Annotated in this window: 11 protein-coding genes; 8 read left to right on the top strand and 3 right to left on the bottom strand. The window is 61.8% G+C overall.

Annotation, left to right across the window (positions count from 1 at the left end; translation table 11 throughout):
• Positions 1-14 precede the first annotated feature (14 nt).
• Positions 15-905, top strand: a complete 891-nt coding sequence (gene cyoE / locus GV002_RS11805) for a heme o synthase (protein ID WP_372241834.1) — start codon at positions 15-17, stop codon at positions 903-905.
• Positions 906-1,057: 152 nt separating this feature from the next.
• A complete protein-coding gene (locus GV002_RS11800; protein ID WP_160018551.1) occupies positions 1,058-1,690 on the top strand; it encodes an SCO family protein in 633 nt (210 codons plus the stop codon).
• Positions 1,691-1,957: 267 nt separating this feature from the next.
• Here GV002_RS11800 and GV002_RS11795 read toward each other — a convergent pair whose 3' ends face one another.
• Positions 1,958-2,908, bottom strand: a complete 951-nt coding sequence (locus GV002_RS11795; RefSeq protein WP_160018550.1) for a homoserine kinase — start codon at positions 2,906-2,908, stop codon at positions 1,958-1,960.
• Between the two features lie 17 nt (positions 2,909-2,925).
• Positions 2,926-3,210 carry a DUF2782 domain-containing protein gene (locus GV002_RS11790; RefSeq protein WP_160018549.1) on the bottom strand — a complete coding sequence of 95 codons (285 nt, stop codon included), beginning with the start codon at positions 3,208-3,210 and terminating at the stop codon, positions 2,926-2,928.
• A 261-nt stretch (positions 3,211-3,471) separates the two neighbouring features.
• Here GV002_RS11790 and polA point away from each other — a divergent pair, with 261 nt between their 5' ends.
• Positions 3,472-6,267, top strand: coding sequence for a DNA polymerase I (gene polA, locus GV002_RS11785; protein WP_160018548.1), 2,796 nt, complete (start codon positions 3,472-3,474; stop codon positions 6,265-6,267).
• A 499-nt stretch (positions 6,268-6,766) separates the two neighbouring features.
• On the opposite strand, the gene yihA is transcribed toward polA, so the two are convergent.
• Positions 6,767-7,417: a ribosome biogenesis GTP-binding protein YihA/YsxC gene (yihA, locus tag GV002_RS11780; RefSeq protein ID WP_160018547.1), complete on the bottom strand. Its 651-nt coding sequence runs from the start codon at positions 7,415-7,417 to the stop codon at positions 6,767-6,769.
• Between the two features lie 382 nt (positions 7,418-7,799).
• Here yihA and GV002_RS11775 point away from each other — a divergent pair, with 382 nt between their 5' ends.
• From GV002_RS11775 to GV002_RS11755, 5 genes are all read left to right on the top strand, one after another.
• Positions 7,800-8,090: a c-type cytochrome gene (locus GV002_RS11775; protein WP_160018546.1), complete on the top strand. Its 291-nt coding sequence runs from the start codon at positions 7,800-7,802 to the stop codon at positions 8,088-8,090.
• Between the two features lie 51 nt (positions 8,091-8,141).
• Positions 8,142-8,747, top strand: a complete 606-nt coding sequence (locus tag GV002_RS11770; RefSeq protein ID WP_160018545.1) for a c-type cytochrome — start codon at positions 8,142-8,144, stop codon at positions 8,745-8,747.
• A 163-nt stretch (positions 8,748-8,910) separates the two neighbouring features.
• On the top strand, positions 8,911-9,537 hold the full coding sequence (locus tag GV002_RS11765; protein ID WP_160018544.1) for a thiol:disulfide interchange protein DsbA/DsbL: 627 nt from the start codon (positions 8,911-8,913) through the stop codon (positions 9,535-9,537).
• A 19-nt stretch (positions 9,538-9,556) separates the two neighbouring features.
• On the top strand, positions 9,557-10,429 hold the full coding sequence (locus GV002_RS11760) for an endonuclease/exonuclease/phosphatase family protein (protein ID WP_160018543.1): 873 nt from the start codon (positions 9,557-9,559) through the stop codon (positions 10,427-10,429).
• Between the two features lie 5 nt (positions 10,430-10,434).
• Positions 10,435-12,312 carry a GGDEF domain-containing protein gene (locus tag GV002_RS11755; protein ID WP_160018542.1) on the top strand — a complete coding sequence of 626 codons (1,878 nt, stop codon included), beginning with the start codon at positions 10,435-10,437 and terminating at the stop codon, positions 12,310-12,312.
• Positions 12,313-12,336: the final 24 nt, after the last annotated feature.

The raw sequence follows: 12,336 nt of genomic DNA, 5'->3' as shown, positions 1-12,336 counted from the left end.
GTGCCATGGCGACAATGCTGCGAGCTCACGCCGAACATGCTACCTGGCGAGATTATCTGGAGCTGACCAAGCCACGGGTGGTGATGCTGATGCTGATCACCTCGCTGGTCGGCATGTTCCTCGCCACCCGTGCCGGTGTGCCCTGGACGGTGCTGCTGTTCGGCAACCTTGGCATCGGCCTGTGTGCCGGCGCGGCGGCTGCGGTCAACCACGTGGTGGATCGACGTATCGACTCGATCATGGCGCGCACGCACAAACGTCCGGTCACTGCCGGGCGGGTCTCGCCGGTTGCGGCGCTGACTTTCGCGCTGCTGTTGGCCATCGCCGGCATGAGCCTGCTGATGGTGTTCACCAACGAGCTGGCCGCCTGGCTGACCCTTGCCTCATTGCTCGGTTATGCGGTGATCTACACCGGCTTTCTCAAGCGCGCTACGCCGCAGAACATCGTCATCGGCGGCCTGGCTGGCGCGGCACCACCGCTACTGGGCTGGGTCGCCGTCACCGGCCACCTGAGCGCCGAGCCACTGTTGCTGGTGCTGATCATCTTCGCCTGGACGCCGCCGCATTTCTGGGCCCTGGCCATTCATCGCAAGGCCGAATACGCCAAGGCGGACATCCCCATGCTGCCGGTCACCCACGGCGAGCACTACACCAAGGTGCATATCCTGCTCTACACCCTGGTGATGTTCGCGGTGACCCTGCTGCCCTACGCCATCCACATGAGCGGGCCACTTTATCTGGTATGCGCCCTGCTGCTCGGTGGCCGCTTCCTGCACTGGGCCTGGGTGCTGTACCGTGACAGCAAACCGCACGCGGCGATCAACACCTTCAAGTACAGTATCTGGTACCTGTTTCTGCTGTTCATCGCTTTGCTGGCGGATCATTACCTGCTGCTGAATATCTAGCAGGCCGTTTAAAAACGTTGGCGAGGCAGCCAGTGCAAGGCAAAAACAGCCGAAAAAGCGCAGTTTACGTGTTGTAAATGAGCATTTTGAGGCTGTTTTTAACGCAGCAATGGCAACGCAGGTAGTTTTTCAACGGCTTGCTGAGGGGTTTCATGACGCGTACTCATACCACTGTTTTCGTCCTCGTTGCCATCGTTGCTCTGGTGCTGGGCCTGACCGTCAACAAGGTGCTCAACAGCAAGAGCCAGGGTGACCCGGCGGCGTTGCTCGATGCCGGTATCGTGCTTCTACCGCAGAACCGCAGCCTGCCAGCGCTGAGCCTGATCGACCAGGACGGCAAGGAGGTCGTGGTGGATCAGCTCAAGGGCGACTGGACGCTGCTGTTCTTCGGCTACACCTTCTGTCCGGATATCTGCCCGGCCACCCTCGCCCAGCTGCGCCAGCTGCAGACTCAACTGCCCGAAGAAACCCGTGCACGGCTGAACGTGGTGATGGTCAGCGTGGACCCCCATCGCGATACGCCGGAGCAACTGAGCAAGTATCTGGGCTTCTTCAATGCGGGCTTCAAAGGCCTGACAGGCGAAGAGGAAACCCTGCAGAAATTCGCCAACTCGGTGAGCATTCCCTACATCCCGGCTGACACCAGCAAGGAAAACTACACCGTCGATCACAGCGGCAACCTGGTGATCATCGGCCCGGACGGCACCCAGCGTGGCTTCATCCGCGCGCCGATCAATAACGCCAAGCTGGCGGCACAACTGCCGGGGCTGGTTTCGGGTAGCTGATCCGCCGGGTGCACTGCGCACCACCATCACCAGCATTTCCCGGATTTCATCCGGGCTACGGGCCCGGTCTCGTAGGGTGCGCCACGCGCACCGGCTGGCGGTCAAAGACATTGGTGCGCACGGCGCACCCTACGGGGCGTGGCCGCGTAACCCACCGGGCGATGGATGGCGTTGCGCCGACGGTGGGTTACGCTGCCGCAGGCACAGAGTGTGATTCAGCAATGTGTCACAGGCGGCTAACCCACCCTACGAAACGCGTCGATCCCACTACAGCGCGAATGGCAGGGGCAGGTTGATCTGCTGGCGCTGCGCCAGGCGCCGTTGGAATTCGGCCGGATCATGAATCAGTACTTCTTGCCCGGCGAACGATTCGGCGGCGATCAGGCGTGACAGCCAGAAACGCACGCAGGCCACACGAAGCATGGCCGGCCACAGCTGCGCCTCGGCAGCGGTGAAGGGGCGCAGCGCCGCATAAGCACCCAGCAGCGCACGGGCGCGAGCGCCGTCGAGGTTGCCGTCTTCGTGTGAGCACCAGTCGTTCAGGGTGATGGCCAGGTCGTAGAGCATCGGCCCGGAGCAGGCGTTGTAGAAGTCGATCACCCCGGCCAGGTGGTTGCCGTCGAACAGCACGTTGTCGCGGAACAGATCGGCATGCAGGTTCGCCCGCGGCAGGGCGAGGATGCGCGGCTTCAACTCGATGATCTCGGCCAGCGCATCACGCAGCAGCGGTAATGCCTGCTCATCGAGCTTCAGCGCCTGGCTCGGGCCTTCGGCGAGCATCCAGTCCAGGCCACGGTCGCTGCGCCGCTCGATGGGCGCATCACGCGTGGCCAGGTGAATCCGCGCCAGCAGGCTACCCACTTCCTGACAGTGATGGGCGTTGGCTTCGCGCACATGCTTGCCGGACAGCCGTGGCTGCAGCAGCGCCGGTTTCTCGGCCAGGCTGCGCAGTGCCTCACCATCCTGTGTACGCAGGGCGTAGGGCACCGGCAGGCCGGCATCGTGCAGCACATCGAGTAATTCGATGAAGAACGGCAGGTCGGCCACTGGCCCGCGTTCGACCAGGGTCAGAACGTACTCACCCTGCTCAAGGCTGACGAAGAAGTTGCTGTTTTCGCTGCCCGCAGCAATGCCCTGGAAATCACGCAACCGACCAAGCCCGTAGGGCGCCAGGAAGACTTCGAGCTCATGACGCTCCAGGGGGGTGAATACCGACATATCAGACCTTAATTGCCTTACCAGCTAAAGATTTCCCACGATGGGATCAGCATGTCCGGATCGTCCGAACGTATGAAGTTGCCGTCGCTGCCATCGGCGCGAACGAGAAAGTAGGGTTTACCGTTCTTCGGGATGACCTTGATGGCATAGAGGAAACCATTGACCCGGTATTCCTGAATGGTGCGGTCGCCGTCCTGGCGGATGGTCACGTCCGGGTCGCCCGACACGGGGTCCTCGGCGTGAGCGGCAAGCGGAAGACAGGCCAGCAGGCCGACCAGCAAAAGGCGTTTGGCTGTACCCATGGTAACCTTGCTCCTTGTATTCAATGATGCAGCCATTCTAACAGGCCGTTGAAAAACTACCTGCGTTGCCATTGCTGCGTTAAAGACAGGCTGGAGCGCCAGCCCGGTCGGAATGCTCATTTACAACTCGTAAAGTCGAGCGCGACTCCGACCGGTCCTCGCCTGTTTTTGCGGGGCCGCCATCGGTATTGCACTGGCTGCCTCGCCTACGTTTTTCAATTACCTGTAATACTGCACCCACCGAAAAGGTTGATCCCGCGCATGAGCCAAGCTCCCCTCGTTCTGGTCGACGGTTCCTCGTACCTGTACCGCGCCTTCCATGCCCTGCCGCCGCTGACCACATCCAGGGGCATGCCCACCGGAGCGGTAAAAGGTGTGCTGAACATGCTCAAGAGCCTGCGTAAGCAGTACCCGAACAGCCCCTTCGCCGTGGTCTTCGATGCCAAGGGCGGCACCTTTCGCGACGAGCTGTTCGCCGAGTACAAGGCCAATCGCCCCTCCATGCCGGACGAGCTGCGTGTCCAGGTCGAGCCGCTGCATGCCAGCGTGCGCGCCCTGGGTCTGCCGCTGCTTTGCGTCGAAGGCGTTGAAGCTGACGACGTGATCGGTACCCTGGCGCGCCAGGCGGCCGGGGAAAAGCGCGACGTGGTGATCTCCACCGGCGACAAGGACATGGCGCAGCTGGTCTGCCCGCACGTTACGCTGGTCAATACCATGACCGGAAGCGTCTACGACGAAGGTGGCGTAAAGGAGAAATTCGGTGTCGGCCCTGAGCTGATCATCGACTACCTGGCGCTGATGGGTGACAAGGTCGACAACATTCCGGGCGTGCCCGGCGTCGGTGAGAAGACCGCTCTCGGCCTGCTGGTGGGCATTGGCGGTGGTCTCGACGTGCTCTACGCCAACCTCGACAAGGTACCCGAGTTGCCGATTCGCGGCGCCAAGGGCCTGCCGGCCAAGCTCGAAGAACACCGCGAGATGGCCTACCTGTCCTACCAACTGGCAACCATCAAGACCGACGTGCCGCTGAATATCGAGATCGACTCGCTGCATCCGGGCGAGCCGGATCAGGCCGCGCTGGTGCAGCTCTACGGCGAGCTGGAGTTCAAGAACTGGCTGGATGACCTGCTGCGTCAGAACAAGTCGCTGGCCGCCAAGGCTGCTGCTCCGGCTGGCGATCTGTTCGCCGAACCTGCTGGAGAAACCGTCGAAGAAGCCGCTGAACCAACGCCGCCGAGCGCGGGTGATTACCAACTGGTGCTGGAGCAGGCGCAGTTCGATGCCTGGCTGCAGAAGCTGGAGCAGGCCGAACTGATCGCCTTCGACAGCGAGACCACCAGTATTGACGCCCAGCAGGCACAACTGGTCGGGCTGTCCTTCGCGGTCAAGGCCGGCGAGGCGGCTTACGTGCCGCTGGCGCACAGCTACATGGGCGTGCCGCAGCAACTCGATCGTGACGCGGTGCTCAAGGCGCTCAAGCCGATTCTCGAAGACCCGGCCAAGGCCAAGGTCGGCCAGCACGCCAAGTACGACATCAACGTCCTGGCCAATGCCAGCACACCGATTGCCGTGCAGGGCGTGGCCTTCGACACCATGCTCGAATCCTACGTGCTGGACTCCACCGCCACCCGCCATGACATGGACAGCCTGGCGCTGAAATACCTGAACCACAGCACCATTCGTTTCGAGGACATCGCCGGCAAGGGCGCCAAGCAACTGACCTTCGATCAGATCGCCCTGGAACAGGCTGGCCCTTACGCCGCCGAGGATGCCGACGTCACCCTGCGCCTGCACCAGGAGCTATGGGGCCGACTGCAGTCCGTACCATCGCTGGCCAAGGTGCTGCGCGAAATCGAAATCCCGCTGGTGCCGGTGCTGGCACGCATCGAGCGCAACGGCGCGCTGGTCGACGCCAAACTGCTCGGTGAGCAGAGCGTCGAGCTGGGCGAAAAACTGGTGGAGCTGGAGCGCAAGGCATTCGAGATCGCTGGCGAGGAGTTCAACCTCGCATCGCCCAAGCAGCTGGGCGTTATCCTCTACGAGAAACTCGGTTATCCGGTGATCAGCAAGACCGCCAAGGGCCAGCCTTCCACTGCCGAAGCGGTTCTCGCCGAACTGGCCGAGCAGGACTTCGAACTGCCCAAGGTGTTGATGCAGTACCGCTCCCTGAGCAAGCTCAAGAGCACTTACACCGACAAGCTGCCGGAGCAGATCAACCCGCGTACCGGGCGCATTCATACCAGCTATCACCAGGCCGTGGCTGCAACCGGCCGCCTGTCGTCGAGCGACCCGAATCTGCAGAACATCCCGATCCGCACCGCCGAAGGACGACGTATCCGTCAGGCCTTCGTCGCGCCCAAGGGCTACAAGCTGATGGCGGCGGACTACTCGCAGATCGAGCTGCGCATCATGGCCCACCTGGCCAAGGATGAAGGGCTGCTGGACGCCTTCCGCCATGACCTGGACGTGCACAAGGCCACGGCTGCCGAGGTGTTCGGCGTGGCGCTGGAAGAGGTGAGCAGCGACCAGCGACGCAAGGCCAAGGCCATCAACTTCGGCCTGATCTACGGCATGAGTGCCTTCGGCCTGGCCAAGCAGATCGACGTCGAACGCAAGGAGGCGCAGGCCTACATCGACCGTTACTTCGCTCGCTATCCGGGCGTGCTGACCTACATGGAGCGAACCCGCGCGCAGGCTGCCGAGCAGGGCTACGTGGAGACGGTCTACGGCCGTCGCCTCTACCTGCCCGAGATCCATGCGCAGAATCAGGCCATGCGCAAGGGCGCCGAGCGCGCGGCGATCAACGCGCCCATGCAGGGCACTGCGGCGGACATCATCAAGCGCGCCATGATCGCCGTGGACGGCTGGCTGCAGGACAGCGGTATCGATGCGCGCATCATCCTGCAGGTGCACGACGAACTGGTACTGGAGGTGCGCGAGGAGCTGATCGATGAGGTCAGCGCCAAACTCAAGAGCCTGATGAGTGGTGCTGCCGAGTTGGACGTGCCGCTGCTGGTGGAGGTGGGTGTCGGCGTCAACTGGGACGAGGCACACTAATCCCCGTCGCCGCGGCGCAATGCCGCGGCCGCTCTAGCTTTGGGGTTTCAGGGAATCAAAAGGCGCTTTTTTATTGCAAATGGTTTTTAAAAAGGCGATGAACTTTCCGCAAACCCACCCGGTCAGAGTTCATGAATGGCCGCAAAGCCCTTCAATGCTCCTTTGTTGTGTTAAGTGTTGGCAGACATCTGAACCCCGCCCTAGCGGTTCAGACCTTGAACCCCGAACTTCTCCCTCCCCATACGAAGCTCGGGGTTTTTTTTGCCCAAAAAAAGCTGCCGCTAGCGGGATTCTGATGACCCTCTCCCTCCGGGAGAGGGTGCCCGAAGGGCGGGAGAGGGAGCATACTCGCCCATTACGAGTCGTCCCCGTTGCGCACAGCGCACCCTACGCTTGTGCCGCTAGCGACATTCTGATGGCACCCGAAGGGCGGGAGAGGGAGCTTACTCGCTTATTACGAGTCGTCTTCCGGTGCGCACTGCGCACTGCGCACCCTGCTTCAGGCCTCTTCAGCGCTTTCTTCACCCTCTTCCGGCAGCAAATCCAACCAACCAGCCAGCACCATCTGCGCCTCTTCCACACCCATGCGCTTGGGTGCCGAGAACAGCTGGATACTGATGGCCTCGCCCCACTGCTTGTGAATTTCCTGGCGTACCTTGAGCAGCGCAGTCTTCGCCGCACCGAAGGCCAGCTTGTCGGCCTTGGTCAGCAGGATATGCAGCGGCATGCCACTGGCCACTGACCAGTCCAGCATCATGCAGTCGAACTCGGTCAGCGGATGACGGATATCCATCATCAACACCAGGCCACTCAAGCTCTCGCGGCTGCCCAGATACGCTTCCAGGTGTTTCTGCCAGTGCTGCTTGAGCGGGATCGGCACCTTGGCATAACCGTAGCCAGGCAGGTCGACCAGGCGACGCTCATCGTCCAGGCGGAAGAAGTTGAGCAGTTGCGTGCGCCCGGGGGTCTTCGAGGTTCGCGCCAGGCTGGCATGGGTCAGCGTATTGAGCGCGCTCGACTTGCCCGCGTTGGAACGGCCGGCGAAGGCGACTTCCAGGCCGCTGTCCTCGGGGCACTGATCGACCTTGGCGGCACTGATGAGGAAGCTGGCCTGCTGGCACAGACCGATGATGGGATTTTTCGGGAGCATGGGGTATCCGGTGGTTACCTCAATCCGCAGAGAGGGTGTCTATAAATGGCTGCGCGCGGCCATGCTGCGTTGGAATCAACCTCAAAATGCTCATGTACTACTCGTACACTCCGCTTTTTCGGCTGACTCCGCCTTGCCTGACCTTTGCTCGCTGCTTTGTAGACACCCTCTTGACCGTTCGAGGGATTGCGACATTTCCGCGCACCTGTCGCACGCCAGGTGGCGCGGCAAGCGGCGTCGTTTCCGTTTCAGCGTTGCCAGTATATAATGCCGCAGATTTTGTGTGCGCTTTGTCCCACCCGCAGGAACCCGATTGCCGGGAGCGATTACATCTCTGCTCGATAGAAAGCAGAACGTTCCCTACCCTGATGAGGTTGATTTGATGAAGAAAATGCTGCTCGCTGCTGCAGTTATGACGCTGTCTTTCAACGTCTATGCTGCTCAGGATCCGCAAGCTGTGTATGACCGTTCCTGTGGCGTGTGCCACAACGGCCAGATTCCCACGGCGCCCAAGAAGGGCGACAAGGCCGCATGGGAGCCCCGCCTGGCCAAGGGCATGGATACACTGGTGCAGAGCGTCACCAATGGTTTGAATGCCATGCCGCCGCGCGGCTTGTGCATGGACTGCACGGCCGAGGATTACCAGGCGGTCATCAAACTGATGACCGAATGAGTGAGCCCCGCCGATAACCCTTCTCTCTTTTAGCCGTAATTGGATTAGCTGATGAACAAAGTACTCGTGAGTCTGCTGTTGACCCTGGGCCTCACCGGCGTGGCTCAGGCTGCTGGCGATGCCGAAGCCGGTCAGGGCAAAGTTGCTGTCTGTGGTGCCTGCCATGGCGCCGATGGCAACAGCCCTGCGCCAAACTTCCCCAAGCTGGCCGGTCAGGGCGAGCGTTACTTGCTCAAGCAGCTGCACGACATCAAGTCCGGTGACCGTCCAGTGGTCGAGATGACCGGCATGCTGGACAACCTCAGCGATCAGGACATGGCTGACATCGCTGCTTACTTCTCCAGCCAGAAGATGAGCGTTGGTGTTGCCGATCCCAAGCTGGTCGCGCGTGGTGAAGCGCTGTTCCGTGGCGGCAAGCTGGAAGAAGGCATGCCGGCCTGCACCGGCTGCCACTCGCCCAACGGCGCTGGTCTGGATGCAGCTGGCTTCCCGCAGTTGGGCGGCCAACATGCCCAGTACGTTGCCAAGCAGCTGACCGATTTCCGCGAAGGCAACCGCACCAACGACGGCGACGCGATGATCATGCGTGCCATCGCTGCCAAGCTCAGCAACAAGGATATCGAAGCGGTCTCCAGCTTCATCCAGGGCCTGCACTGAGAAGTTGTTCCAAGCGACCACTGTTGCAGTTGGTAAGACAAAGGGTGGCTACGGCCACCCTTTTTCATTTGCGGCGCGGCTACAATGGCCGGAACCTGCATCGTGTCGCCCGGTCTTACTAGCGATTCGCCACGAGGCGATGCCTACTACCAAGGAGTACCCCATGCGTAACCTGATTCTCGGCGCAGCTCTGGCCATCAGCAGCCTGTTCGGTATCACTGCTCATGCCGAGCCAGTGGCTGGCCAACAGTACGTTGAGCTGAAGAGCCCGGTGCCGGTTTCCAAACCCGGCCAGATCGAGGTGGTGGAGCTGTTCTGGTACGGCTGCCCGCACTGCTATCAGTTCGAAGCGACCCTCAACCCCTGGGTCGAGAATCTGCCGGAAGATGTCAATTTCGTTCGTGTGCCGGCACTGTTCGGTGGCATCTGGAACGTGCATGGTCAGGCGTTCATCACCCTGGAAAGCATGAAGGTCGAACACAAGGTGCATGAGGCCGTGTTCACTGCCATCCATCAGGAAAAGAAGAAGCTGGCTTCGGCTGAAGAGTTTGCCGACTTCGTCGCGACGCAGGGCGTTGATCGCGATGCCTTCCTCAAGACCTTCAACTCCTTCGCCGTCAAAGGCCAGATGGAAAAGGCCAAGAAACTGGCGATGGCTTACCAGGTCACGGGTGTGCCGGTGATGATCGTCGGTGGCAAGTATCGCTTCGACCTGAGTTCGGCCGGTGGCCCGCAGCAGACCCTGCAGGTCGCTGACCACCTGATCGCCAAGGAACGCGAGGCGCTTTAAGCGACCGCAGGCGCGAAGCATGCTGCGCCGCTGGCGAAAGACACGTGCGGTTGGCCTGTGCGATCCACAGGTCAACCTGCACTGTTCGCCGCAGGCCGACTGGCCAGCCGACGGCCTACTGCGTCTGCTCAGTTTCAACGTCCAGGTCGGCATCAATACCCAGCGTTACCATCACTACCTGACCCGTAGCTGGCAGCACCTGTTGCCCCATTCCGGGCGTGCCGGCAACCTGCAGCGCATCGGTGATCTGCTCGCCGATTTCGATCTGGTGGCGTTGCAGGAGGTCGATGGTGGCAGCCTGCGCTCGGGCTACATCAATCAGGTCGAGTACCTGGCCCAGCAGGGCGCCTTTCCCTACTGGTATCAACAGCTCAATCGCAATCTCGGGCGCTTCGCCCAGCACAGCAATGGCGTGCTCAGCCGCTTGCGTCCCACCCTGCTGGAAGATCATCCGCTCCCTGGTCCGCCCGGACGTGGTGCGATTTTCCTGCGCCTCGGTGAGGGCGAGCACGCATTGGGTGTGGTGATGATGCATCTGGCGCTGGGCGCACGCACACGAACGCGGCAACTGGCTTACATTCGCGAGCGCGTCAGTGAGTTTCGCCATCTGGTGCTGATGGGCGACATGAACACCCATGCTGCCGACCTGCTGGAAAACTCCCCGCTGCGCGACCTCGGCCTGATCGCGCCACAGGTCGAAGCAACCTTCCCCAGTTGGCGACCGCAGCGCTGTCTCGATCATATCCTGCTCAGTTCCGAGCTCGAACTGGGGCGCGTCGATGTGCTCAGTCAGCCGATTTCCGACCACCTTCCCGTGGCCGTGGAAATCCGCCTGCCGGAAGCACAGAATGCTGCGCAAATGCCTATGCTGAAGACGCCATCTCCCGAGTAAGCCGTATGAGCGATGACGCGCAACGCTGGAAAGACAAATACCTGAGCAGCCTGGAGCAGCAGGAAAAGCTCGATCGCCGTTGGGAGTTGCGCCTGGATCTGCTGCGTCGCGGCCTGGTGCGCAGCAGCCTGGCCGCCGAGGGCGCGGACAAGGCGGTCGATCAATGCATGCAGGAAATGCGCGAAATCCTTCGCCGCGACGATATGGACGCCGCCTTGAGCGGCCTCATCCCGCGTCTGGAAAAGGCCGTGCTGGATTCCGAGCAGCGCCGTCAGCAGCGTGCCGGTGAGGCGGCGACCGCACTGGCTGCCTTGATCGAGCAACTGCAGCGTCTGCAGCCGCCGCGCGAGGTGCGCAAGGCGCTCAAGTCACTGGGCAAACAGCTGGAGGACGCCACCAGTCATCAGTATCTGCTGCCTGCGCTGCTCAGCCAGCTGAGCAATCTGCAGGGTCAGGCGCTGACCGTTCTGCAGGCTCCGGTGCAGGAGCAACCGGGCCTGTTGCAGCGTTTGTTTGGCTCGCGCGCAGATAACAACGAAAGCAGCGAAGATTCGCCGATCGGTGCCGCCGAGGCCGCTACCATTGCCGAGGCGCTCGCACCACCATCGGCGCCAACGCCAACGCCAACGCCAACGCCAACGCCAACGCCAACGCCAACGGCCATAGCGTTGGCGAACGAGCCACCTCCCAGTTTCTCCAACGTGGCCAGCGTGCCAGCCCGGCACCAGGTCCACGACGCCTCGCCTGTACTCGACAGCCTGCCGCTGCCACCGGGGCTGGTACGGCAGGAGGATGCTGGCGACAGCCCGTTCTCATTGCCCAGCAGCGAACCCGGGTACAGCGCGGTGGCGCCACATATCGCCAGCAGTCTGCGCAATCTGCTCGACGAACTCGAACTGCCGGCGCGCCATCTGCCACAAGGTGAAGCGCTGCGTTCGCGCCTGGAGGGCAATCTCAACTGGTACGAGCTGGTGCCGGTGCTGGATGACCTGGCTGTGCTGGTGCTTGCCGTCACCGATAGCGGTCAGCGTGAGTTCGCCGGCTATCTCAAACAGCTCAACGAGCGTCTGGCTGCCTTCATCGAAACCCTCAGCGAGGCACACGAGGGTTACAGCGCTTCAGTGGAGAATGCGCGCAGTTTCAACCAGCAACTGCGCGATCAGGTCAGTGATCTGCAGCACAGCGTGCAGGAGGCTGCCGATCTTGAATCGCTCAAGCAGGCCCTGGAGCAGCGCCTGGAAGGCCTCTTGCAGAGTGTCAGCAGTCATCAGCGTCAGCGCGACATCGGTGGAGATGACGTGGCCGAGCGGCTACAGGGGCTGGTCAAGCGTGTCGCCGAGATGGAGCAGGAGGCGCAGCAGTTTCGCGAGCATATCGAGGAACAGCGACAGAAGTCCTTGCTGGATCCTCTGACTGGGCTGCCCAACCGTGCTGCCTGGAGCGAGCGTCTCGACCTGGAGGTCGCTCGTCGCCAACGTTACGGCGGCCAGTTGTTGTTGGCGGTGCTGGACGTCGATCACTTCAAGCGGATCAACGACGGCTACGGCCACCTGGCAGGTGATCGAGTGCTGAAGATCATCGCCGGGGAGCTCAGCAAGCGTTTGCGCAAGACCGACTTCATCGCCCGTTTTGGTGGCGAAGAGTTCGTTCTGCTGATTCCTGCAACGCCGCTGGAGGGAGGTGTCCAGCTTCTGGAAACCCTGCGCGCGGCAATCGAAGCCTGCCCGTTCCACTTCAAGGGTGAGCCAGTGACCATCACCTTCTCCGCCGGTATTGCGGAATTTCGCAATGGCGAGGCGACCGAGGTCACCTTCGAACGTGCCGATCAGGCGCTCTATCGCGCCAAGGGCTCGGGGCGTAACCGAGTCGAACAGGCTGCCTGATCCCTTCTACGTTGAGCCGCTGCG

The organism is Pseudomonas sp. 8O (genome assembly GCF_902506495.1).
In the GTDB taxonomy this organism is placed as follows: Bacteria; Pseudomonadota; Gammaproteobacteria; order Pseudomonadales; family Pseudomonadaceae; genus Aquipseudomonas; species Aquipseudomonas chaetocerotis.
The sequence above is the reverse complement of the archived record's forward strand: the minus strand, read 5'-3'. Positions and strand labels throughout refer to the sequence as shown.

Excerpts from the sequence above, each read along its gene's own strand:
- cyoE (WP_372241834.1), top strand. The coding sequence starts at position 15 with ATGCTGCGAGCTCACGCCGAACATGCTACCTGGCGAGATTATCTGGAG.
- GV002_RS11800 (WP_160018551.1), top strand. The coding sequence starts at position 1,058 with ATGACGCGTACTCATACCACTGTTTTCGTCCTCGTTGCCATCGTTGCT.
- GV002_RS11795 (WP_160018550.1), bottom strand. The coding sequence starts at position 2,908 with ATGTCGGTATTCACCCCCCTGGAGCGTCATGAGCTCGAAGTCTTCCTG.
- GV002_RS11790 (WP_160018549.1), bottom strand. The coding sequence starts at position 3,210 with ATGGGTACAGCCAAACGCCTTTTGCTGGTCGGCCTGCTGGCCTGTCTT.
- polA (WP_160018548.1), top strand. The coding sequence starts at position 3,472 with ATGAGCCAAGCTCCCCTCGTTCTGGTCGACGGTTCCTCGTACCTGTAC.
- yihA (WP_160018547.1), bottom strand. The coding sequence starts at position 7,417 with ATGCTCCCGAAAAATCCCATCATCGGTCTGTGCCAGCAGGCCAGCTTC.
- GV002_RS11775 (WP_160018546.1), top strand. The coding sequence starts at position 7,800 with ATGAAGAAAATGCTGCTCGCTGCTGCAGTTATGACGCTGTCTTTCAAC.
- GV002_RS11770 (WP_160018545.1), top strand. The coding sequence starts at position 8,142 with ATGAACAAAGTACTCGTGAGTCTGCTGTTGACCCTGGGCCTCACCGGC.
- GV002_RS11765 (WP_160018544.1), top strand. The coding sequence starts at position 8,911 with ATGCGTAACCTGATTCTCGGCGCAGCTCTGGCCATCAGCAGCCTGTTC.
- GV002_RS11760 (WP_160018543.1), top strand. The coding sequence starts at position 9,557 with ATGCTGCGCCGCTGGCGAAAGACACGTGCGGTTGGCCTGTGCGATCCA.
- GV002_RS11755 (WP_160018542.1), top strand. The coding sequence starts at position 10,435 with ATGAGCGATGACGCGCAACGCTGGAAAGACAAATACCTGAGCAGCCTG.